Genomic DNA, 21,983 nt, shown 5'->3' with positions numbered 1-21,983 from the left:
TTGCGGGGCGTGATCGCATAGACGAGCGACGACGATCGCGCGCGGAGCTCGTCGCGCGGAGTTCGCCCGGATCGACCTCGGCGGCGCGCCCAAGCTCTTTGACCGCGGCTTAATGTCCGGCCGCACCGCCGCATAAGCGCCAGCGCCTATCACGCTCCGCTCCGACGCCTTTACACGGGCCGCGCGCCTGTTCCTCTGCTCTCAACGCATGCCTGCACAGCGAAACGCAGAAGTCACGGCGCCTTCCACGGTGGCGGATTGCCGGCCGCTCCGGGCGGCAGCGGCCGGGAAGCCCGATGCCACCCCTAGTATACAGTCAGACTGCATGGCGATTTCTAGCGGGGAGCGCGAAAACAAAATTGTCCCGAGCTGGAAATTTGCCGCTTTCGATTTGGCGTCCCCACGCGTCACACCGGACCGCCTTCTCGATAAGAAGAACGCCGAGTTGATGTGACCAACAGGCGCCGGCCCGACGCGCTCTACACGCCGAGGCATTTCATCGCCGCGCCAACAGGGCCGTAAAAATACCGTGCGACGCTTGACAAAACCAATTAATTGCCTCTACGCTCACCACGCGAGCGAGTTAGGCAAAGGCGGAAATCATGAACGTTCAAGTTGAGGCCATAGACAAGGCGCTTTGCGCTATCCCTCGCAGCAAAAATCCGCTTGATGCAACAATCGTCGCGATCGATGCTGCCGTTGCCTATAATGGGCCATTCATTGGAGGCGCCGATCTTGAGCTGTTGTTCCTCCGCTTGCTTGATGCGCGGGGAGCGTTGGAATGCGCCTGCCCGGAGCGCGCACCGCTGTTCGATCTCGGCGCGAAAGCGCTGAAGGCGTTGTTTGCTATCCGCGGCGTTCCTGTAGAAGGCGCCGAATACATGGTTGCCTTGGACTTCCAAGCCGGATTGATCGACGAAGAGCCCGCCACTGAAAATTTGGAAAAATGCGCCGTCGTCGACAGGCTCGCGGCGTCGATGCTGGACAAGACCCTGGCCGAGCTTCAGTTTTTCAAAACCGGCCTCATGCATGAGCTTGCGGCGCGAGACGCTGTCCAGAAATGCGACGCGTTCGACAAAGCCTGCGCCGGCTACGTCGTGGCGAAAGTCAGGGACGAAATGAGCCGTCGCGACCGCGTCAGGATCAACGCCGCCGCTCGGGAGGACGAGGTAAGAGCGCGCGCTTACTACAACGAACTCGGCGCAATGGCCGCGAGCGAGACGCTCCAATGACGCCGACGCGCGGACTGGCGGCGCCGACGCCGTGTATGCAAATTCTCATGGCGTCGCTGAGCATTGGCGAGAGGAAATGACTGACAATCCATTCGCCGCAGAGCTCGCAGCGCGCAAAGCTGTGGTGCCCGCTCCGGCGCCTGTTGATCCTGTCGCAGCCAAGATTGCCGCTCGCCGGGCTGAGCTCGCGGGCGCTCCCAAGGCCTCGGCCGAGAGGGGCAAAGACGTCTTAGCGGCGACGAACCCGTTCGCCGCAGAGCTGGCCTCGCGCAAAGCCGCGCCAGCAAACCCCTTCGCCGCAGAGCTCGCGGCGCGCCAGAGCGCGCCTGCCGATCCGGCGGCGCCCAAGACCTGGGCCGACACAGCGAAAGATGCAGCTGCCTCGTTCGGAAGCGGCGTCAGCCTCGGCTCGTCTGAGCTCCTGCAGCTGCCCGTCACGGCGCTGCGCGGGATAAAAAACGGCTTGAACTACGGCGCCGACAAGATCGAAGACGCGGCCCGCTCGGTTGTCGGTGCGCCGCTGTCCGATCAGGCGCGCGCCGATCGTGAGAGCACGCGGCAGAGCCATGACCTTGTCGGCCAGGCTCAGGACGCCGCGCGCGGCGCGCTGACGAGCGCCTTGCACAAGCCGGAGACGAAGACCGGAGAATATGCGGCCTCCGTCGGGGCGGCGCTGCCCGGCGTTGCTCTCATGCCGGCGCGCAGCGCCGCAGAAACGGCCTTGAACGCCGTCCGCTTCGGCGTGCCGTCCGGGCTTGGTTCCGAGGCCGGCGGGCAGATGGCGAAAGGCTCAAAATATGAGCCGGCCGCGCGCGCCGCCGGCGGGGCTATCGGCGCGCTCGCCGGCCCCGTTCTTGCCGAGAGCGCAAGCCGCATTGTCAGCCCGATCGACACGCCGGCCTCGCGCCTGCCGGCGATCGACGTCATGCGCCGTGAGGGCGTCCCGCTCACAGCAGGCCAGGCGACCGGCAGCAAGCCGCTTAAATGGATGGAAAGCGCCATAAGCGATCTGCCTTTCGCAGGAGGCGGCGCGAACCGCATCACTGAGGCGCAGCGCGAGGCGTTCACGCAAGCGGGGCTTCGGCGCATGGGCGTTGCTCCTGTAGAAGGCCAGCTGGCGACGCCGGAAACCATGCGTCAGGGCGCGCAGGCGTTGCGGGACGAATTTAACGACCTCTCGAGCCGCAACGTCATGGTCAATGACGCGCAGCTCCGCAGCGATCTGCGGGGCGCGCGCACGGCTTACGATCAGGCTGCAATCCCGGCGCAGCAGCGGCCCGTCGTCGGAAACACGATTGGCGATCTGCTTGCCGAGCCTTGGGGCGTCCATGGCGAGCGCTATCAGAACACGCGCTCGAGCTTGTCAAAGCAGGCTGAAGGGCTGCGCTTCGCCAATCCGCCGTCGGCGGACGCGTTGCGCGCCGTTCGCGACGCCATGGACGCGGCTATGCGGCGCTCGATCTCACCACAGGACGCTCGCGCGTGGGACGACGCCAGGCAGCGATACGGCGACATGAAGACGCTTGAAAAGGCCATGGGCGGGGCCGGCGAGCAGACAGCGCAGGGCGTGCTTTCGCCCATGAAGTTGCGCGCAGCCGCCTCGGCCGGCAACGCCAAGGCTGGCTACGTCCGCGGCAATAGCGATCTCGGCGAGCTGGCGCGCGCCGGCGAAACGGTGCTCGCGCCACTCCCGCAATCAGGCACCGCTCCGCGGCAAGCGGTGATGCATTCGCTTCAGAGCGGCGGCGCCGTCGGAGCCGCGCTGAGCGGCCATCCGATCGCCGCGGCTGCCGGCGTGATCGGGCCGGCAGTCGCCGGGCGCGCACTTATGTCGCCTGTCGTGCAGGCCTATCTGCGCAACCGCGTCGCAAGCGGCGTCCGCGGCATTCCGACAGCGCCGCAGCTCGCCGCCGGCGTCGCCAACGGCGCCGTCGCAAATAGCGCGCTCACCCCTTCCGGGCTTTCCAGCCTGTCCGACTTGTTCGCTCCGCAACGCAAGGCATACGCGCGATGAGAATTGAAACCGACCTGCCGCAAACGGTCTACGACATTGCGTTGAAAATGCGTGCGCGAGACTTCGAAGAGCTCGAAGCCGTTTCGCATATGAGCACGCGCGAGGACCTGGCGCGCCTGCTCTCCGATCGCTACGGATCGCGCGACGACGTCTTCGCCGTCGGGCTCGACGGCAAGCCGATCGCTATTTGCGGACTTATCGAGCTCAGGCCGAACGTGCTGTCGCTTCTGTTTTTCGCGACCGACGAATTTTCCTCCATCGCTCTGCCGCTCACGAAATACGTCAAGCGCGAACTCTTTGCGCCGCGGATCGCCGCCGGCGTTCATCGGATCGAATGCGCGTCCATGTCGAGCTATCGCGCGGTGCATAATTGGATCGAAGCGCTCGGGCTTTCTTTCGAAAGCACGATCCGGAAATGCGGCAAGGCGGGCCAGGATTTCGATTATTACGCCTGGGTTTCCGGCGCGGACGCGCCGCGCACGATTAACTGACGACAGCGGCGGCGCCCTTTCGGCGTCGGCGTTCCAAATCCAACGCCCGCGACTTGGGAGAGGCCTAAATGTGCGATCCGATCACTATTGCAGGAATTGCCCTCGGCGGCGCCGGCGCCGCGGCCAATGCGATCGGCGCCGGCAAGGTCGCGGACGCGACGGCGCGGACGCTCGCCGCAAACTTGGCGCGGCAGCAGGAGCTCGACGCGCAAGCCTCGAAACTCAATGACCACTCGCTTGGGCTTTATGGCGATTTCGCCGGCCAGACAGAGGCCAAATCGAAGTCACTCGGCGATTATTTCGGTCAGGCTGTACAGCCTGTAGCCACTTCCGGCGCGAATGTCGCGCCGGGCGGCTCGGCGAACACGCAGGCAGCCGAGAGCGCCGCGCGCGGGGCGGCGCAGAAATTCTCGAACCAACAGGCAGCGGCCGGGGCCAAGGTGCGCGCCTTTGGCGACGTGCTCGGAAACGACGCGCTGCTGCAGGGCCGTGACGCTTCGCAGCTCGGACAGCTCGCTGATTTCAAGCGCGGCGACACCGGCGTCATGGGCCTGCAGCTCAATCAGGACACGCACGCAGGCGACGGCTGGGATTTGGCCGGATCGATCGCCAGCGGCCTCGGCAACGTCGGTATCAAGGCCGGGCTTAGCGATGGCTGGAAAAAGCTTCGCAACTCGTCCCCGCTAACCGCCATGTTCGGCTATGACCCGAAGGATGCGCCGCAACCCGCCGGCAGCTACAACTTGCCTTTCGTCTAGGGCATCGCGGGCAGTTCTAGTGGCCCGCCGTTCAAGCCTATCTCGCCAATCAGCTCGCGGCGGGCGCGCGCGTCACGGCGCCAGCGGGACAGCGAGCCGCGGCGGCCGGCGCAGGGGCGATCGGAAGCCGGGCGCTCTCGGATATGTTCGCGCTGGGAGCGCTTGTCAAAATCACTCGGTCGGATCAGAGTTAAAAACGCGAATGGCGACAAAAAGAATGTCGATAGACGTCAGGGGGAGGATGATGGCGCGTACTCGTAAACCCGTTGCCCGCGCCGAGACTGGCATTTTGTTGGTCCGGGACTCTACATTGAAGGCCGAATGGCCGAAATTCGTGGCCAACATCGTCAAGGTGGTTGGCTCGGGCTTTGCGATTTTCCACGGCCACCTTGATCATATCCCTGAAGGTATCTCTAGCTTGGTCGAGGCTGCTGGTGCCATCTCTATAGATGCGCCGCCTGGAGAGCGCGGTTGGTTATTGTTCGCGTTAGGATTTGCCTGGGCTTTTGACGAGCTTAGAGCTCGCGGTCAACTTGACGACATCGGTGTCGAAACGGCCGTGCGCGATGCGCTCGCCGAAGCGAAGGAAAGAGTGGATCAAGGCGAGCAGATCATCCCGACGTCATTCCTTGACCAACCCACTACGCTACCCCTCTACCGACTGGTGCGAGACTCATTTGTCGAACGGAAGGGCGCGTTCCGAGCGGCAGGGGGCGAGAAGGACGACATATTGCGGGCGCGTTTCGACGCGGCGTTCGATCGTGCAATATTCCTGCTTTGGTCACAGTCGCCGGAACAATACCAACCGCTGGCAGCCGCCCTGAATGCTCCGGGAGCAGCCGCCCATGCGTTCCGTCTGGAATGGGACGCATATCGAAAAGGCCTGATCCACGAATTCGAGGTTAAGCCGGTTTTTGGGCAAGAAACCCTCAAGATTGCACTATCGCAAATTTATGTTCCGCTTCGGGGAGTCTGGCGTGAAGAACACGACGATCCACGACCTCCGTCCCGAAGCGTCAAGACGCGGGCGCTTACACTCTCCCCTTCACGTTGGAAGGCGTCTCATTTTGTCTGGTTGGACGACGAACTTGACGCTTGGGCGACTGGTGGCCACGAGGAATACGAGTTGAAACTGTTGGGCGGTGGCCCCGGCAGCGGAAAGTCGACGATCGCGAAAGCTCTCGCGCGTAGGCTCGCGGCACGCGACGACTGCCGACCTCTTTTCATCTCCCTCGCTAACATCGACGCAGCTATTGATCTGCGTGAGGCGATCAACGCCCACTTCACTAAGCGCACGGCAAATCCATTCAGACAGCCGCCCCTTGCCCGCAATGTGGTAGAGGATGGGCCCCCGCTTGTTCTCATCTTCGACGGCCTCGATGAACTGGCCCGACCGGGGGAGGCTGCTAACGACATCGCTCGCGACTTCATGGGCAAGCTTGGGCAGCTTACGTCCGAATTGCGCGGAGATAAAAAGAGCCGTCTTCGGGTCATCGTCACGGGGCGAATGCCGTCCTTCCAGGCCGCTCAGCGCTTTGCGGGCGCGGTCAATAGGAAAAGCTACGAGGTCGTGGGCTTTCTTCCCATTAAGGGGGCCGAACTTTTTCAGACGAGCGAGGAATTCGGCGGTAAGGGCCTAGACGTCGCTTCAGGGGTGCTAGAGTCTGTTCTGACTGTTGCACCCCCTCAAAAAGCAGCGCCTGAGCAGCAGAGCGACATTGCCCGCATCGATCAGAGGGAAACCTGGTGGAAAGGTTATGCAGCAGCGGTCGGACTTTCCTTAAAACCACCCCATGCCTTATCCGCCCCCGCCCTGACAGAACTCACTCGCGAGCCCTTGCTATGCTACCTCCTCGTGCTCTCGGGATATCTTACCGAAGGAGCGCAATTAGCTGCCGGGAACCTGAACTTGATCTATCGTGAACTGATTGACGAGGTGTGGCGACGTGGTTGGGGAGACGACCCTGATAACGGGCGGCGCCCAGGTGCCGGGAGATTTCTAAGCCAGGAGGGCTTCAATAGACTGATGGAAACCATTGCTCTGGCCGGATGGCAGGGAGGCGACACGCGAGTGTGCAGCGAAGCTCGATTTCATAATGCGGCAAGGTCTCTGCGAACTGGCAATGCCTGGGATGACTTCGTTCGAGACAACGGCTCCGATATTACTAACCTCGCAATGAACTTCTACCTCAAGAACGCTGAGATTGAGACGCGTGGTTTTGAATTTACACATAAGAGCTTTGGCGACTATCTCGCCGGTCGAGCGCTTCTGGAAGTAGCGTTAGATCTGATCACTCTTATTGATCGCCGGCCCGAGACGGCGATGAAGGAATGGTTCGATGTCACGGCCACCGGCAACCTCACCAACGAATTATTGGACCACATGCGGCGCGAATTGCAATTACGTGCCAGCAGTTCTGAGGGATTAGAAGAAGTTCGCGCACTAAAATCTGGATTCGAACGTTTGGCTTCCGCGGTCATCCGTGATGGTTTGCCGGCGAATGGCAATGCGGATCAGCCCTGGAGAGTGGCGGAAGCAAGGCAGCGCAACGCCGAGGTCATGGTATGGGCGGTGCTCAATGCATGCTCATTAGCCATCGCCGCCACTGATCCTGAGCGCGCAAAAATTGAGGTTGCGTGGCCCGATAAGGCCGCTTTCGGCAACCTTCTGCGACGAGTTGTAGGACAGACCGATCTCACCACAAGCTTCGGCCCGAAAATGTTCTATAAAATTTTGTTTTTTCAATTTCAATTTGCCATTGCCACGGCAGCTGCCCCGGTCATGAAATGCTTCGCTTATCTCGTGGCTCCTGAAGCAGACTTGACAGGGCAAGCACTCTTTGCTGCTGATCTGCAACACGCCGATCTGCGCCGCGCGCGCCTCGAGTTAGCCTCGTTGCGCACATGCAAGTTGAAAGGGACCAACCTCTCCAACGCAAATTTCAGCGGGTCGGTGATCGAAACCACCGACTTCGAAGACGCTAATCTGGAGGGCGCTCAATTCAATGATGCTAAGCTGCTAGTTTCTCCTCTGGATAAGGCCAGTGTAAAGGGAGCTACGCTTCTAAGGACGCTCATTCTCCCCGGCAAGGGCGACCGCGGCGCCGATCTCAAAAGGAGAGGAGCGAACGTTACAGGTGTTCAAATGGCAGATATGCTGCGGAAACCTGATTCAGTTTGAGGCGAACTTGACGCCGGCGACGAGATTGTCGGTGCCTCTGTCGCGGGGCATGGCCCGGCGCGATGGTGTTTTATTTTGTTGAAGAAGCGTTCGAGAAAATCTGTAGTGACAAAGATACAAACTGGACGCTGGACGTTTTGCGGTAGTGTATCGGCTTGATGTGCTCACCGCCTGCCGCGGCGGCGCCAACCCTTATCAGCCGGTCCATCCACGATGATACCAATCGCGTCCTTAGCGGCGCGGCACCTTCCTTGGCAAGGCGTGCGTTGGCGGCGCCTTGGCTTCAGCCGCCCAGGAGCTGCTCGTCATTCGGCACGTTGCCAAACCGCTGGATAACGACGGCGTCTTCAAATTCGCCTGAAGCGGGATCGCCGTGGCGCTGGAAAGCGACGGCGCCGGCGGCCTTGAGCGCCATGCGTTGCGCCTCGCCCACAGCCGCGCCGGCGGACTGAAACTCTTTGGCGTCACCTGCCACAAGCTCGCCATCCTCGGTCCAGACGAACGGCAGAGCGACATAGTACGTCACCTTCGCCATGGGATGTCCCCTCTCTCCCGCGCCGCCTTTTCCTCCATCACTCGCCGCTGATCGGCTGAAGCGCCAGCGCCAACGCTCCAAAAATACTGGTTATCGCCTGTCAGTTCGGCGGCAAGCGCATCGATCGACACCAAGACCATGTGCGCGAGCTTGTCCACGTTGCCGCCAATCGCGACTTGCATGGAGAGGCGGATCATCGCATCGCGACACTCGCGGAGCGCTCGCACAGTGGCCGCAGGATCGGCCGGAAGCTCCGGCCGCTTACCTCGCTTCGACATAGCCCGCCCTCAGGTTTGTTCCTGATATGTTCTAGTCTGCCGCGCGCAGCGAGTCCAGCGGCGGCAAGCGGGTCGCAATTTCCTATCCGGATGACCTGCCGTTTCGGCCCCGCCTGCGTACGGCGGCGCTCATTCTGCGATCCCGCGAAAGCTCGCATGGCGAAGCTCGCCGTCCGCAGTGAGGCCGCGATAATCAATCTCAACGATGAGATCGGGCTTCGTCCAAACTGCGCCCCCAACCTTGAGCCTTGGGATCGCACAGCGCGGCGTCCTGAGGCCGTCAAGCCTGTCGCGCAGCATCCTGGCGACGCGCTCGCTGAAGCCTGTTCCCACTGCTCCCGCGTAGCGCAGCGCGCCTTCTTCCCATCGCGCGACCTTGATATTGGCCAGGGGCGCCCGGACCGCGCCGGACGAGGGCTGATAGCCGATCACGACAAATTCCCCGCTCTGCACGCATTTGGTCTTCAGCCAATCCTTGCTGCGGCCGGATCGGTAAGGCTTGTCGAGGCGCTTCGAGACGATCCCTTCGAGCTCATGCTCGCAAGCGACCTTGAAAAAATCGACGCCAGTTCCGGCATATTCCTGGCTGAGAAGCAGCGGCGGCTTTTTCTTGATCAGGCCGGCCAAGGCCCCGCGCCGCTCGTCTAGCGGCCGCTGGCGCCAGTCTTCCCCATCGAGGAAAAGCAGATCGAAGGCGTAAAGCACGGCTCGTTGCGCGCCGCCCGTTGCAAGGTCGGCTTGCAGCTCGGCGAAGCTCGAACGGCCTTTCTCGTCGAGCACGCTCGCCTCGCCGTCGATAACCAGCGACCGCACCTTCAGCTTGCCGAGCGCAGCGGCGATCGTCGGAAATCTCGCCGTCCAATCATAGCCGTTGCGCGTGCGGATCGTGACGGCGCCTGGCTCGACGTAAGCTGAAACCCGATAGCCGTCCCATTTGATTTCGTGAACCCATTCTTCGCCGGCCGGCGGCTTGGGGACGAGCGTCGGCAAACAGGGCGCGATCCAGCCCGGCAGCGGCGCATCGAAGAGCTGGGGGACTGTCGGATCAGCCGAGACAAGCGGCCGACTCCTCAACCCATCCGCGACGACATCTGTCTTGCAGCTGATCGAGCGCGGCTTTGCTGGCGGGGACTTGGCCATGCTGGCCAGAATACGCTCTTAGGTCGGTTCGCCGTAAAATCTTCAGATTTTGGTTAACGGCGAGAGCATTCGTGGAGGGCAGCGCGGGGCACGCCAACACCCCTGGCGTCGATTTTCTCGCCGTTGATATGCCGAACGGCAATCGCTTGACTGTCGGAATTATGGTGTTGGTCATTGAGCAAGCGCGCGAGGCAATCTCAGCCGCACAGCCGAGGCCGGACGGCGCGGCACCGCGTGCATCGAAATGCGCGACGGCGTCAGCACAGAGCTTGTGGTTTGCCGCGAATTGGAAGCGAAGGGAATGCAGTGGGAGGCTTTCTCAATCGCCGAAGTTGGCGATATTACAAATACTTAAGTGCGTCGGGCTCGGCGTAACTCCAGACTGATAGTAGAAACAAAACGATGCGTGATTTATGTTTACAATAGAGGGCTCGTGAAAGCCCACATACGCTATGCAGCCAACGAAGGCTATTACGCTGTTGCCGTCGATCATAGCTTGACTAGTTGAAAATTTATCGGTTTCTTGCAATTTTTCTGAATCGAATAATAGGGAATAATTAATTGACGGGTAGGCAAGTTTCGAGCTTTCAGGAATTGAGCTGAAACACTGCTGTTGCAATTTACGAAGAGGATCGCCTGATCTTTGGTCTAACCATTCCTCTTTACTAAAAATTAAGCCCTTCACTCCGATGGAGTGAAGGGCTGGTTGATGGCCCCCGTTTTGATAAACAAATACGCCCCGAACTGGCTGCTTTAACTGCAACGGCTCAATTGCCGCATCAGATGGGCCAAGCCATGCTCTCTGGCCGGCAACAAATGCGTCGCGAGCGAGGGATAATTGCTTCTCTCCAGCGGTCCACAGTTTTTCCGTCGACCACCAGAGGCCGAGAGTGAAGAATGCCAGCGCAATCGTTGATGTTGCTGTGAATAGACCGTCGTTCTCCCTTGCGAAACGGACCACCCGCTGTCCGAGCAAAAAGCAGCAGTTCAAAAACGCCCTTACGCGGGCGAGCGCCGTACAGAAGAAATACTTAATCACTTTTGCCCTCTCCAATAAAGGATCATCACGCACTGGCGAGTTGAGAGTCTAAACCGACCCGGCAGTTGTTGGCGCCTTGTCTTGGCACCCTGTCCCAAGAATTGGCACGCCGATATAGCGCACTCTACACACAGCCTGTTGCTATCCCCGCCCGACTCGCACCGTCTCGACGCTCAGCGAGCCCGCCGGCAGCGGTTGCAGGAGTTCAGCCTCCGGCCTTTGCAGATAAATCCACGCCTTCCAATCTGCCGGGTGAAGCACGACGATCTGGCGGTTATGGATGGATTCAACGTCGGCTCCCGGCGCGGTCGTAAGCATCGAAAAGGCCGGCGGCTGATTTCCCTTCTGCTCGCGCCATATGCCGGCAATGGCCATGAACGGAGCGTCTCTCAGCGTGAAGCGATGCTTGGTCTTCGGCGACTTGCTCCCCGTAAACTCGAAGAACGCCGACGCGGGGATGAGGCATCTGTTGGTGTTCGCAAAGCTGCGCCCCTCCGACCTGAAATTGAAAACGGGTCCGCCGCGCGGCGTGGCAGGCGGAAACCCGAAACTCATTGGGACAAGCTCGACGTCGGCGCCGGCCGCTCGCACGACGGGGGCTAAGTCGGTGATCCGCACGTCGTCGGCCTGCGGCAAGTCTGCGTCGCTCTGGCGGGCGGGTATGCCCCACTCAAGCAACTGCATCATCTGGCAATACGCCTTCCAGGCGACATGTTGCTCATAGTCGTTGCACATGATCAGATCGAAGCTGTTTAGGCGACCGCGTCAAAGGCGCCGACGTCGAGGTCCGATTGCCGATCGTTGCCCGGGCACTTGCTTCGCTTGATGTCGGGAGGACAAGGTCTACTCTGATCCAACGAGGCCCCAAATCTCAGCCACCGTACCGTGATAACCTTCGAGGAGGGATCGACTCACAATCAGCTCGGGAAGGTGGTACCACCGCGCAATTTCGGCAATGGGTTTACCTGAGCCGCCGTTAATGTCTATCGCTCGCTGTTCGAAGGGGTACAAGAGTTCGACGGCGGCGATTTCCGCAAAGATTTCTGATTGAGATGCACGCGACGCCGCGGAGTCTTGGTGCAAAGTGTACTCCGTCAGTAGATTCTTTAAGGTGTTTACGCCCTCATACGACCAATCGTCCGGCTCATCATTCATAACATGGCAGAGCTCTTTCACGACTGTGAAGCGCTTCCAATATTCATCTAAATCTTCTTTAACATAGATTGTTACGCGATCAATGTAACGCTCCATGAGCCCTTTCACACGGTCGCTTTTATAGGGAAGCTCATGAACATTGATGGCCAGGTGATACATTTGGCCAACGATTCTCTTAAGTTCCCCAAGCGGGATGACTGGTTGATCTGGCGCTATACAATACGCTTTGATCTCATGACGCGCTTGGCGGACTTTTTTAAATACCGTTACCGCAATCTTGCCGTCCAAAACCATTACTGAATCCAACAAAAAAGGCCTCGAATGAACGAGACCTTTTATAGAACGGTAACTTATTTGGAAAGGCTATTTATCACAACCTTCAAGAGAAAGCAGCTTCGCTTTCCCTCCATCGACGGCTTCATATAAAGCGTTGACGTCAGCGCAGAGCCCTTCAGCCGTCAACTCATGCGGATCACTGACGTAAAATTTCACGTCCAGAAGCCCAGCCGCCGCCATCTTTTCAAAGCGGGCAGCGAGCTTTTTGCATTCCGGATATCGTTCCATTGCTCGCTCCTCAACAAACACAATTCGAGCTCCCAACCTGAACTCCAGACGGGAGAGAAAGTTTCCGAGTCAAACTGCGCCGTGCGCTCTATCAGAAAAATATCTGCTGTCAACCCTCGAAAGCGTACCTACGATAGGGGTAGGCGTAGTATGACGCAAGAGGGTATTTCATTACCTTTGCCTAAACTTTTACCGTGTGACGTGTCGCACACGATCGCGTTTTGGGCCAAAGAGTCCCATCTTGGGCGGGCATCCACGCGCATTTGTGCTCGCGATCTGGCGCTCGTCAAGATGCAGCCAAGCGCAATATGCGTCGACTCCCCTTATCCGTCACGCTCAAAAGTAAGGTTCAAGCGCACGGGGTTGGAAGCCTGCGACGCTCAAGGAAGCAAATTCCCTGTGTGAGACGGCTGTGTGAGACGAAGCTCAAAAACAAGCTAACTGATTGATTTCGTTGGCGCGCCCAAGGGGAATCGAACCCCTGTTTTCGCCGTGAAAGGGCAAAGAAGCGCTCCATTTCGGTCCATTGCGCTTCAATAAGTCGTTGTTATCACGTATATCTAATGCACACCGCTGCACCATTGTCTATTGGACATTTCCCCGATATATTGGACAGACTTTGGACAGGCAGGTTTTCGCCATGGCAAAAAACGTTCGCGACAACGCCCTCGGGTCCCGTGCTTCGCGTGAAAAACTGAAGGCTTCCGGCAAGCCCTATTATCGCTCGCTCGACGCCGGGCTTCTGCACCTCGGCTATCGGAAAGGGCGGCACGGCGGCAAATGGGTTATGCGGCGCTATCTCGGAAACGAGAAGTACGAGGTGGAGACCATCGCCGTTGCGGACGATCGCGACGACGCCGATGGAAAAGACATCCTCACCTTCAATGAGGCCCAGGCCAAAGCGAGAGAGATCGCCAAAGCCCGGCGTCAGGAAGCCAGCGGCGCGGCGCCGATCACGATCTCGACGGTCCTCGACGCCTATCTCAAGCAAGCCGAGGCTCAGCATTCGAAATCGGTTTCCGACTCTCGCAATCGGATCGAAAACCATATCCGCCCGGCTTTCGGCGCCATGCTGGCATCCGATCTGACACAGGAAGCGATCCAGAAATGGCTGAAGGCCCTCGCCGACAGTCCGCGCAATGTCCGCGGCAAGGCCGGAACAGTGTCGAGAGCACTGGCCAAGCCGAAGACCGATGATGAAAAGCGTCGACGCCGCGCCAGCGCCAATCGGACGCTGACGATCCTGCGAGCCGCGCTCAATCAAGGTTTCCGTTCGGGCAAGATCACTTCGGACACCGTATGGCGGACCATCCAGCCTTTCCGCGAGGTCGATGCGCCGAGGGTGCGCTATTTCACCCAGGATGAGGTCCGGAGGCTTGTTAATGCGGCTCAGGGCGAGTTTCGATCGCTGGTCAATGCCGCGCTGTTCACCGGCTGCCGATACGGCGAGCTATGTCGCCTGCAGGTCGGCGATTTCAATCCAGACGCCGGGACCGTCTTCGTCGGGCAGAGTAAATCGGGCAAGGCGCGGCACGTCGTCTTGACCGAGGAAGGACAAGGTTTCTTCCGTCAGCTAACTGCCGGCCGGCCGACCAACGCTTTGATGCTTTCGAGGGCCGATGGCGCTCCATGGGGCGCGTCGCATCAGATCCGGCCGATGGCTGAGGCCTGCAAGGCCGCCAAGATCGCCAAGGCGGGCTTTCATATCCTCCGCCACACCGCGGCGAGTCACAATGTCATGGGCGGCGTGCCGATGCCGGTCGTGGCGAAGAACTTAGGTCACGCTGATTCGCGGATGACGGAGAAGCATTACGCGCACCTCGCGCCGTCCTATGTCGCCGATCAGATCCGGCAATTTGCGCCGACGTTCGGAACGGTGCAGCAGACGAACGTGGCGTTACTTCATAAATCGACCAAGGCGAACTGATCCGATGGTAACGAAACCGACCGGACGGCCACGAGGCCGTCCCCGAAAAGCGGGGAACACGGAACAGCCGAAGAAAATAGGACGGCCTTCCTTGCGTGTGCGAGACGATCCCGACCGGTATCTGATAGCTCTCTATCGAGCAGCGGGCGCGATTGTCCAAAATGAAAAGAGTATGTCGCGAAGAAAAGTTGCAAAGACCTTGGCGACCATCCAATTCGGTATGCCGATTAATGACCCTGCAAACCTTAGGTCCCTGCACGCCGGAGGAAAAGTCCTTGTCGCACTAGCTGTGCCCCCGCGCGGCAGAGAGAATATCGAACAGCGAGATGCGTTTGCACCGTTTGCTGCCGACATAAAGCGCAAGTCACACAGAATATCAAAGGCGCAAGACTTAGACGATACGACTTGGCTAGCGAGCATGGCGTTCGCGATTGGAGTCGCCATAAAGGGCGATGCCGCGCAGATCGACGTTGCGGCTCAAGCGGCAAGCTTCGCTGGTGAGGCCGAATATTTCGAAAAGCGGCTCCTACCGTATTTCAAGGCACGGCGGGCAGATATGGATACCAATAGAGCAGACGCCGTACGATGGCCCGAATTTATCGGCCTTTTAATCCCCATTTCTTGAGGTCGGAGCCGTGGCACTATCCACCCACATTCAATGAAGAGTGTATGGGTGGAGCTAAACTTATGGAACAACAGGACGTCTACGACATCGAGCAGTTTTGCGACCGCCATCGCATCTCGAAGTCAACCTATTTCAATCTTCAGAAAGCAGGCGTTGGCCCGCGCGTGATGCACGTCGGCAAGCGCGTGCTAATCACCAAGGAAGCCGCAGCCGACTGGCGGCGGGCTCGCGAGCAGGCGACCGCTACTGAAGCGGAGGCCGCAGCGTAAATAAATGGCTTCAAAAACATCGAGAGCTCCAGCCGGTGCGAACGGCGGAGCCCTCGGGAATGTTGCTCACGGCCAAGCGATCAACACCCGAGATCTAACATCATCGCTCTCTGATTTCCAGAGCTTTTTTGTCGCGAGTCGCTTCGGAATAACTTCGAGCCGCGCTCGACTGATTGCCGCTCTCGCCTTCGAGAGGAGGCCGGCATGAACGCGCCCTCACCTCAGCTGCCGCGCGACCCCACCATGGTCGCGCGCGTCACTCGCGTTCTGCATTTCGATGAGATTGCCAACCAGCTTGAGCAAGCGGCGATCCAGATCAACATCGCGTTGATGTTCGCCGAGACCGGCGACGCCTTTGGTTTGGGCTACGCCCTGAAGGGTGGCGTCGGTCACTTCAAGGCCGCGGTTCGGTTCGCAAATGATCTAACCGAGCTTGAGCGCGCCGCCTGCGCCGCAGAGCATGAACAGTCCGACGTAACGGAGGCCGCCGAATGACCGTGGCCGCCCGCGCGTTTCCTGCCCGCGAGGAAGATTGGCTGACACATGCCTGCCGCGATGAGAATGGCAAGATCGTCCCGAACCTTGCGTCCGCGATGGCCGCGCTGCGCAATGCGCCGCAGATCGCCAATTGCTTCCATCTGGACGAAATGCTGCGCGCCGTGGTGCTCGTCAAACCTCTGCCTGTCCTTGGCGGATCGGCGCCCGCAAACGGAGACGATACCCTCCCCCGGCCAGCGCGTGATGCGGACGTGTCACAGGTGCAGGAGTGGATGCAGCGAACCGGCCTGCCAAAGATCGGAAAGGACACTGTTCATCAAGCGGTCGACCTCCGCGCGGAAGAATGTGCGTTTCATCCGGTGCGTGACTATCTGTCCGGTACGATCTGGGACGGGCGCGCCCGCGTCGACAAATGGCTATCGTATTATCTCGGCGTTGAGCCATCGTCCTACATCGAGGGCATCGGCCGGCTGTTTCTCATCGCCATGGTCGCGCGGATCTTTCAGGCAGGCTGTAAGGCTGATTATATGGTCGTGCTGGAAGGTCCGCAGGGGGCACGCAAATCGACCGCCTGCGCCATCCTGGGCGGCCCGTGGTTTTCCGATAGCCTCCCCGACGTTACGAGCGGTAAGGACGTCGATCAGCATCTTCGCGGAAAGTGGCTCATCGAGATCGCCGAAATGTCGGCTATGAGCCGCGCCGAGAGTGCGGCGTTGAAGGCGTTCATCAGCCGACAGACGGAGCGCTACCGTCCGGCCTTCGGTCGGAAGGAAGTCGTCGAGCCGAGGCAGTGTCTTTTCATCGGCTCTACAAACAAGGCGGCTTATCTCCGCGATGAAACCGGGGGGCGACGCTTCTGGCCAGTCAAGGTAGGCGCGATCGACACAGAAGCGCTCGCCCACGACCGCGACCAGCTCTTCGCCGAAGCCGTCCATCTCTACCGAGCAGGTGCGAAGTGGTGGCCTGACGCTCAATTCGAACTTCGGCACATTAAGCCGCAACAGGAAGCCCGATTCGAAACAGACGCTTGGGAGGAAACCATAGCGGCATGGCTGCGCGATAAGCGATCAGTCTTGGTCGGCCAGATCGCCAGAGAGGCGCTGGGCATCGAGACACAGCGAAATAGTCGGGCCGATCAAAACCGCATCACCGCGATCCTGGAGCGCATGCAGTGGTCACGCGGACCTAAAGATTGGAAGGGCAACATGCCTTGGACTTTCACCGGCACGCGTTGACGAAATTTCAAGCCGCCAGCGCAAACGGATTAAATTTAATGCCTTTCAGACGCCCCAATCTTTGCGCGAGGGGCTCTGCCTTATGGAGCTTTTGAATCCTCGCGCGAAGTGTTGAGTCTTTCATAAATCCCTCGGATGTCGCGAGATCATGAGACAAAATGCTCGCGTCATGACCGCCTCTGAGGACGAGATCGCCGCGTTCCGATTTGTAAATGTTTTCCACGGTGGTCGCAAAAAACTCCTCGAAGTCCTCCCATGGGTCGCCAGTTTGAATCTTTTTCCAGAGGGGAACGGATTTTGGCCGCACCCCATGGGTCATCTCATGCACGAGCGAGGTGTCGAGTTCATTCTGCGGATCGGTTTCCGCGCCGCCAGCCTTCAGCGGCTTGCAGGTGCTCGGATCGCGCGGGTTAACCTTCACCGGGGGGACTTTATCGTCGGGATTTGTTCGCGATACATGAGCCTCATCGGCAAAGCATTTGCTCATATGCCCCCCATCATGACTGCATCGCGCTCTCCGATCGGCAAGACATAAAGGGGCTCAGGAAGCCGCATTGCCGCGCCAAGGATGGCTGCACCAACTCTCGACTTCGCGATGCGCATCACCGCACGGCAGATTTGCCGCTCATATTCGTCAACCTTTGGCCCGATTGCCGGCGCGCGCTCAACTTTATTGAAATCAGCCGGTCTGATCGTCTCAGGATTCTCCGCCCTCTCGTTCAGATACCATTCGTATAGAAGATCGTCGCGGTCATTTCCGCTAATGATAAGATTCAAGGCTTCCAGCTTGATCATGGCGCACCTCGTCTGCTTACAGGACCGGCGATAGTAATTGCGAGGCAATCGGCAACGATGTGCTTCTACGCACTTCCTGCGGAGGAGAGCAGCCCTCCTTGCCAAGATTGCGCTGAGACATCGTGAGAGGAAGCTCATGCGGGGCAACTTGCACCGCATCGTGACACATACCGCCAGCCAAGCCGATCTTCCGCACCCCTAGACCACGGATGACCACGGACGACACGGACGACTTTTCATAAGAGTCCTATATGCGCGCGCACGTAGGGGTCTATAGGAAAGTCATCCGTGGTCGTCCGTTATCCGTGGTCTGGTTTTTTCTTACGGCGGCCGGTTTGACACGTACCCCGACCGCCATAGCGCTCAACGCAACTTCGCCATCGATTTGCCGACGACTTCGCTCGCTCAAGGCGAAAATAAGATTGCAGTGGATTTAGATACAGTTGTGTAAACAGTGACTTACTGTGTAGCTCGTAGTACAATGTCCAATGTTTGTTCAAGATCACATGTTTGGACCATAGGTTAGAATGCAAACCGTCACTCAACCGAAAGCCCTCGAAAAGCCTATGGCCGCCAACGTAGCGCCGCCGAGCCGGAAGCGTTCGGCGTCGGCCGTGACGAACGGATCGAAAGCCTTCATCCAGGGCGATGGCAACAGCCCGTGGTATCGGCGTTTCAAGGACCTGCTCGCTTTGCACGTCGATGACCTCGGCGGCGAGCCCGCTTTGTCGGAAGCACAGATGAGCCTTTGCCGGAGAGCCGCAACTCTGGAGGTTGAGCTGGAACGGATCGAGGGGCAATTGAGCCTTGGCAACGCCGCTGATCTCGATGCTTACAATCGCCATGCCGGCGGCCTGCGTCGCATCCTCGAATCGCTTGGCATCGAACGCCGCAAGCGAGACATCACGCCGGACTTTAAAGCCTATGTCGCCGCCAAGACGAAGGGCGCGCAGGCTTGAACATCATCGACGCTATCGACGACCCGCACCTGCTCGGTTCTGCCATCCGTGACCATGAGTCATGGAAGCCTTGGCGAGCCATGCTGGCAGCTGTCTTTGGCCTGCCGCTTGATGATTACGGCGCAGAGCTATTTCGCCAGTGTACGGGCCGCGCTGAGGCTCAGGGAGCGGCGTTCGGCTTCCTGTGGCTGGTCATCGGTCGCAGAGGCGGGAAAACATTCGCGATGGCGTTGCTGGCGTGCTTCCTCGGGCTGTTCCGGGATTGGACATCGAGGCTGGCGCCGGGCGAACGCGCGGTCGTGCTTCTTGTCGCCGCTGATCGCGAGCAAGCCAAGATCCTGCGGCGCTATATCAGTGGCATTCTTGAAGCGCCGATGCTGGCGAAGATGGTCGAAGCGGAGACCGCCGACACCATCGAGCTCAAGGGCCGTGTCGTCATCGAGGTGGCGACGTGCAGCTATCGGACGGTGCGTGGTCGCTCTGTCTGCGTTGCGCTGCTCGACGAGGTGGCGTTCTGGCGCCGCGATGACAGCGTATCGCCAGACACGGAAGTCTTCGTCGCGATCAGAGCCTCTATGGCGACCTTTGGCGACGACGCCATGATGGTTGTCGCGTCATCTCCCTATTCCAAGAGCGGGCTGCTCTGGACGAACTATAGGAAGTACTTCGGCAAGCCGGACGCGCAAAATCTAGTGTGGCAGGCCGCGACGCGCACGATGAACCCATCGGTGCCGCAGTCCTTCATCGACGCCGAGATTGAGCGCGACCCCGTTTCCGCCGCCGCCGAGTACGGCGCGCAATTCAGGACCGATGTCGCGGCTTTCGTTGACCGCGAGGCGATTGAGGCATGCGTCGCTTCCGGTCGTCGCGAATTACCGCCCGCGCCGGGGGTCCGTTACGTCGCCTTTGCCGACCCCTCGGGCGGCTCATCTGATTCGATGACGCTCGGCATCTGCCATGCTGAAAAAGACAAGCGCATCGTGCTTGACGTCATCCGCGAGATCCGCCCGCCCTTCTCGCCTGACGCCGTCGTCAGTGAGTTCGCTGAAACACTGAAGGCTTATCGGCTGGCGTCTGTCACCGGCGATCGGTACGGCGGGGAGTGGCCACGCGAGCGCTTCCGCGTGCATGGGATTCGCTACGATCTGTCTGAGAAGGTGCGCAGCGAAATCTATCTCGCGATGCTGCCGCTGATCAACAGCGGGCGGGTTGAGCTGCTCGATAACAGCCGCTTAGTGGCACAGCTTGCGGGCCTTGAGCGTCGCACGGCCCGAAGTGGGCGTGACTCGGTCGATCACGGGCCGGGTGGTCATGATGATGTAGCGAATAGCGTCGCTGGGGGCCTCGTGCTGGCGTCGCAGACGCGCGCCCCAATGATCATCACCCCGGAGCTCCTCGCCTTATCTGCAAGGCCATCCAATTCCCGTTCCGCGCCGCTTCACCTCGGCACGTTTCGCTCACGCCCTTAGAAAGGACACCTACATGACCAGAACGCCTATGCCTTCCCCTCGCGGCACGAACCACGCGGGCCTCTACCTTCGTTCCGGCTCCGGCCTCGCGCAGGACGCGTCGGCAGAGCTCCCCGACGCCAGCAGCGTTTGCGACTGGATCCAGGAAAATCTATCGGTTGAAGACATCGCCCAGCTTTTGGAATCGCTCAAGGCCCATGTCGACGGTGCCGCTGGGGCCACTGTCGAAGATGACGACCCTGAGAATGATGATCCCGAGGCCGTCGCGGCGGCGAAGGAGAAGCGTAACCTCGCTGGCGATGCTGCCAACGACAAGGACCTCGCCGAGGCCGTGAGAAGGCACTACGCGACCGACGCCAGCGTACGGGCTCGCTTACGTGAGCGTGAGATGGGGCGCGATCCGCATGCTAGGCCGCAGACGGCGAAAGAGCGCGCCGCTTATGAGAAGCAGTTCCCCAACGCGAATAGGCTCAATCGCTGATGTACGATCGTCCGCACCTCGCCTTCGATCGGGAAAGCCTGCGCAGCTATGACGCAGACGGTCGCTTGCGCGTCGCGCGGGCGAACCTTTCGAGAGCGGCTGTGAACCCCTATTACGGGCGCGAAATACCTGGATGGCGCAAGCTCGGTCTCGATTCTGAGCGCATTTATCAGATGTGGCGTCATCCTGACGAGCTGGCGAAGGCGGCGGCGACCTTCGCGCAGCTTCCATTACTTGGCTGGCATGTTCCGGTCAACGCAGAGGATCATCGTCCCGCCGCGGTCATCGGCTGCGTTGGCAGCGAGATCAAATTTGACGGTGTTCACCTTTACGCGCCGCTGATTGTGTGGGCGCAGGATGCCATTGACGACATCGAGAGCGGCGACAAGCGCGAGCTGTCATCCGCCTACCGCTATGATCCCGACATGACGCCGGGACGCACTCCCGCGGGCGAGGCCTATGACGGCGTCATGCGCAACATCATCGGAAATCATGTCGCGACGGTAGAGATGGGACGCGCCGGCCCGAGTTGCTATGTCGGAGACCACAAACTTGTGGCCCGCATGGATTACAGCAAAATGTTTCCAGATTATCACAGGCTTAGAGGTTAACAGTGGCAAAGAAGCGAAGCGAGGAGCGGCAGGCATTGGCTGAGGCCATCATCCTGCGAGACGATGGCGAAGCGGCCTTTGATAAGCACAACGCGGCCTATGAAAGGGCGCGCGCCCTGGTGATCGAAGCCGAGAGCGCCGTCGCCGCAGCGGACGCTGCAGTCGAACAGTTTACGGCCGCGGCCCATGTCCGGCTTGTCGATTGCCTGTATAGCTGCGACGCCGATGTCGGCGTAGTTGATGAGGTAAGCGAAGCGCGGGTCCGGCTCGTTGCTGCGCAGGACAATCTTCGGATTCGCTCGCAGGCGCTCGCCACCGTCGAGGCTCGCAAATCGCAAGTCGGCGATGCGCTGGGGAAGCTGAACAAGGATGTAGACGCCGCCGCCAAGGACGTCGTCCGGCTGCTTGGCGACGCCGCCGTCGATGCAGCGCTGGAGGCCGAACAGCGCGCGCTTCAGGCGAAGATCGCCGTATCCTCGATTGTGCGCTGCACGCCGTCAAATATTCCATCGCAGACAACGAGTCGCGCCGCCCGGTATCTTGGGGGCGCCATGTTTGAACCGTGGCCGGCGGAAGGCGTCCGCAGCGGCGACGAAACAAAGCGCCGGAAGGATCAGTCCGACCAGCATTGGAAGGCTGTCCTTGACGCTCTCAAGCGCGATCCGGACGCGCCGCTTCCGGCGATCTGACTTTGCATTCCCTGCGGGCGCCGAACTCTCGCGGGATA

At 59.9% G+C, this 21,983-nt stretch carries 24 protein-coding genes and 1 pseudogene; 15 read left to right on the top strand and 10 right to left on the bottom strand.

Annotated features, from left to right (window positions below):
• Positions 1-551: 551 nt before the first annotated feature.
• Positions 552-1,229 carry a hypothetical protein gene (locus MSIL_RS21740; protein WP_187148663.1) on the bottom strand — a complete coding sequence of 226 codons (678 nt, stop codon included), beginning with the start codon at positions 1,227-1,229 and terminating at the stop codon, positions 552-554.
• A 79-nt stretch (positions 1,230-1,308) separates the two neighbouring features.
• Between MSIL_RS21740 and MSIL_RS15835 the strand changes: the two genes are divergently transcribed.
• From MSIL_RS15835 to MSIL_RS22365, 5 genes and pseudogenes are all read left to right on the top strand, one after another.
• Positions 1,309-3,246, top strand: a complete 1,938-nt coding sequence (locus tag MSIL_RS15835; RefSeq protein WP_012592087.1) for a hypothetical protein — start codon at positions 1,309-1,311, stop codon at positions 3,244-3,246.
• Positions 3,243-3,737: a hypothetical protein gene (locus MSIL_RS15830; RefSeq protein ID WP_012592086.1), complete on the top strand. Its 495-nt coding sequence runs from the start codon at positions 3,243-3,245 to the stop codon at positions 3,735-3,737. Before MSIL_RS15835 ends, MSIL_RS15830 begins: the two co-directional genes overlap by 4 nt.
• Positions 3,738-3,805: 68 nt before the next feature.
• The gene (locus MSIL_RS15825) at positions 3,806-4,495 is read left to right on the top strand and encodes a hypothetical protein (protein ID WP_012592085.1); all 690 of its coding nucleotides are present in this window, start codon (positions 3,806-3,808) and stop codon (positions 4,493-4,495) included.
• A pseudogene (locus tag MSIL_RS22370) lies at positions 4,440-6,017 on the top strand (NACHT domain-containing protein); the annotation flags it as partial. The gene MSIL_RS15825 and the pseudogene MSIL_RS22370, both read left to right, overlap by 56 nt.
• Positions 6,018-6,671: 654 nt before the next feature.
• Positions 6,672-7,676: a pentapeptide repeat-containing protein gene (locus MSIL_RS22365; protein WP_425277119.1), complete on the top strand. Its 1,005-nt coding sequence runs from the start codon at positions 6,672-6,674 to the stop codon at positions 7,674-7,676.
• A gap of 283 nt (positions 7,677-7,959) precedes the next feature.
• Here MSIL_RS22365 and MSIL_RS15810 read toward each other — a convergent pair whose 3' ends face one another.
• The 7 genes from MSIL_RS15810 to MSIL_RS15785 form a co-directional block, all read right to left on the bottom strand.
• Positions 7,960-8,211, bottom strand: a complete 252-nt coding sequence (locus MSIL_RS15810; protein WP_012592083.1) for a hypothetical protein — start codon at positions 8,209-8,211, stop codon at positions 7,960-7,962.
• Positions 8,199-8,408 (bottom strand): hypothetical protein, encoded by a 210-nt coding sequence (locus MSIL_RS15805; protein ID WP_041368118.1) that lies wholly within the window; start codon positions 8,406-8,408, stop codon positions 8,199-8,201. The genes MSIL_RS15810 and MSIL_RS15805 overlap by 13 nt, the downstream gene beginning before the upstream one ends.
• Before the next feature lie 210 nt (positions 8,409-8,618).
• Entirely contained in the window at positions 8,619-9,629 is a 1,011-nt protein-coding gene (ligD, locus tag MSIL_RS15800) for a non-homologous end-joining DNA ligase (RefSeq protein ID WP_012592081.1), read from the bottom strand.
• Between the two features lie 319 nt (positions 9,630-9,948).
• Positions 9,949-10,668, bottom strand: coding sequence for a hypothetical protein (locus tag MSIL_RS21430; RefSeq protein ID WP_012592080.1), 720 nt, complete (start codon positions 10,666-10,668; stop codon positions 9,949-9,951).
• 141 nt (positions 10,669-10,809) lie between these two features.
• Positions 10,810-11,403: an SOS response-associated peptidase gene (locus tag MSIL_RS15795; protein WP_012592079.1), complete on the bottom strand. Its 594-nt coding sequence runs from the start codon at positions 11,401-11,403 to the stop codon at positions 10,810-10,812.
• A 108-nt stretch (positions 11,404-11,511) separates the two neighbouring features.
• Positions 11,512-12,117, bottom strand: a complete 606-nt coding sequence (locus MSIL_RS15790) for an ImmA/IrrE family metallo-endopeptidase (protein ID WP_012592078.1) — start codon at positions 12,115-12,117, stop codon at positions 11,512-11,514.
• Between the two features lie 69 nt (positions 12,118-12,186).
• Positions 12,187-12,387 carry a hypothetical protein gene (locus MSIL_RS15785; protein ID WP_012592077.1) on the bottom strand — a complete coding sequence of 67 codons (201 nt, stop codon included), beginning with the start codon at positions 12,385-12,387 and terminating at the stop codon, positions 12,187-12,189.
• A 640-nt stretch (positions 12,388-13,027) separates the two neighbouring features.
• Between MSIL_RS15785 and MSIL_RS15780 the strand changes: the two genes are divergently transcribed.
• The 5 genes from MSIL_RS15780 (at position 13,028) to MSIL_RS15760 (ending at position 16,941) form a co-directional block, all read left to right on the top strand.
• Positions 13,028-14,314, top strand: a complete 1,287-nt coding sequence (locus MSIL_RS15780; protein WP_012592076.1) for a tyrosine-type recombinase/integrase — start codon at positions 13,028-13,030, stop codon at positions 14,312-14,314.
• Between the two features lie 91 nt (positions 14,315-14,405).
• Positions 14,406-14,939 carry a hypothetical protein gene (locus tag MSIL_RS15775; RefSeq protein WP_148213113.1) on the top strand — a complete coding sequence of 178 codons (534 nt, stop codon included), beginning with the start codon at positions 14,406-14,408 and terminating at the stop codon, positions 14,937-14,939.
• A 62-nt stretch (positions 14,940-15,001) separates the two neighbouring features.
• Entirely contained in the window at positions 15,002-15,208 is a 207-nt protein-coding gene (locus MSIL_RS15770) for a hypothetical protein (RefSeq protein WP_012592075.1), read from the top strand.
• Between the two features lie 204 nt (positions 15,209-15,412).
• Entirely contained in the window at positions 15,413-15,703 is a 291-nt protein-coding gene (locus tag MSIL_RS15765) for a hypothetical protein (protein ID WP_012592074.1), read from the top strand.
• Positions 15,700-16,941 carry a virulence-associated E family protein gene (locus tag MSIL_RS15760; RefSeq protein WP_012592073.1) on the top strand — a complete coding sequence of 414 codons (1,242 nt, stop codon included), beginning with the start codon at positions 15,700-15,702 and terminating at the stop codon, positions 16,939-16,941. The genes MSIL_RS15765 and MSIL_RS15760 overlap by 4 nt, the downstream gene beginning before the upstream one ends.
• A gap of 7 nt (positions 16,942-16,948) precedes the next feature.
• Here the strand turns inward: MSIL_RS15760 and MSIL_RS15755 are convergent, their stop codons facing one another.
• Positions 16,949-17,428 carry a hypothetical protein gene (locus tag MSIL_RS15755; RefSeq protein WP_012592072.1) on the bottom strand — a complete coding sequence of 160 codons (480 nt, stop codon included), beginning with the start codon at positions 17,426-17,428 and terminating at the stop codon, positions 16,949-16,951.
• On the bottom strand, positions 17,425-17,736 hold the full coding sequence (locus MSIL_RS15750; RefSeq protein WP_012592071.1) for a hypothetical protein: 312 nt from the start codon (positions 17,734-17,736) through the stop codon (positions 17,425-17,427). Before MSIL_RS15750 ends, MSIL_RS15755 begins: the two co-directional genes overlap by 4 nt.
• A gap of 614 nt (positions 17,737-18,350) precedes the next feature.
• On the opposite strand from MSIL_RS15750, the gene MSIL_RS15745 reads away from it, so the two are divergent.
• Genes MSIL_RS15745 through MSIL_RS15725 form a run of 5 tightly spaced genes read left to right on the top strand, consistent with a single transcriptional unit; the run spans position 18,351 to position 21,945 of the window.
• The gene (locus MSIL_RS15745) at positions 18,351-18,695 is read left to right on the top strand and encodes a hypothetical protein (RefSeq protein ID WP_244406151.1); all 345 of its coding nucleotides are present in this window, start codon (positions 18,351-18,353) and stop codon (positions 18,693-18,695) included.
• Positions 18,692-20,164: a hypothetical protein gene (locus MSIL_RS15740; protein WP_012592069.1), complete on the top strand. Its 1,473-nt coding sequence runs from the start codon at positions 18,692-18,694 to the stop codon at positions 20,162-20,164. The genes MSIL_RS15745 and MSIL_RS15740 overlap by 4 nt, the downstream gene beginning before the upstream one ends.
• Positions 20,165-20,177: 13 nt before the next feature.
• Entirely contained in the window at positions 20,178-20,645 is a 468-nt protein-coding gene (locus tag MSIL_RS15735; protein ID WP_012592068.1) for a hypothetical protein, read from the top strand.
• Complete coding sequence (locus MSIL_RS15730) at positions 20,645-21,256, top strand: DUF2213 domain-containing protein (protein ID WP_012592067.1); 612 nt, start codon at positions 20,645-20,647, stop codon at positions 21,254-21,256. Before MSIL_RS15735 ends, MSIL_RS15730 begins: the two co-directional genes overlap by 1 nt.
• 35 nt (positions 21,257-21,291) lie before the next feature.
• Entirely contained in the window at positions 21,292-21,945 is a 654-nt protein-coding gene (locus tag MSIL_RS15725; RefSeq protein ID WP_012592066.1) for a hypothetical protein, read from the top strand.
• Positions 21,946-21,983: the final 38 nt, after the last annotated feature.

The sequence above is a fragment of the Methylocella silvestris BL2 genome, from assembly GCF_000021745.1.
GTDB lineage: Bacteria > Pseudomonadota > Alphaproteobacteria > Rhizobiales > Beijerinckiaceae > Methylocapsa > Methylocapsa silvestris.
The sequence above is the reverse complement of the archived record's forward strand: the minus strand, read 5'-3'. Positions and strand labels throughout refer to the sequence as shown.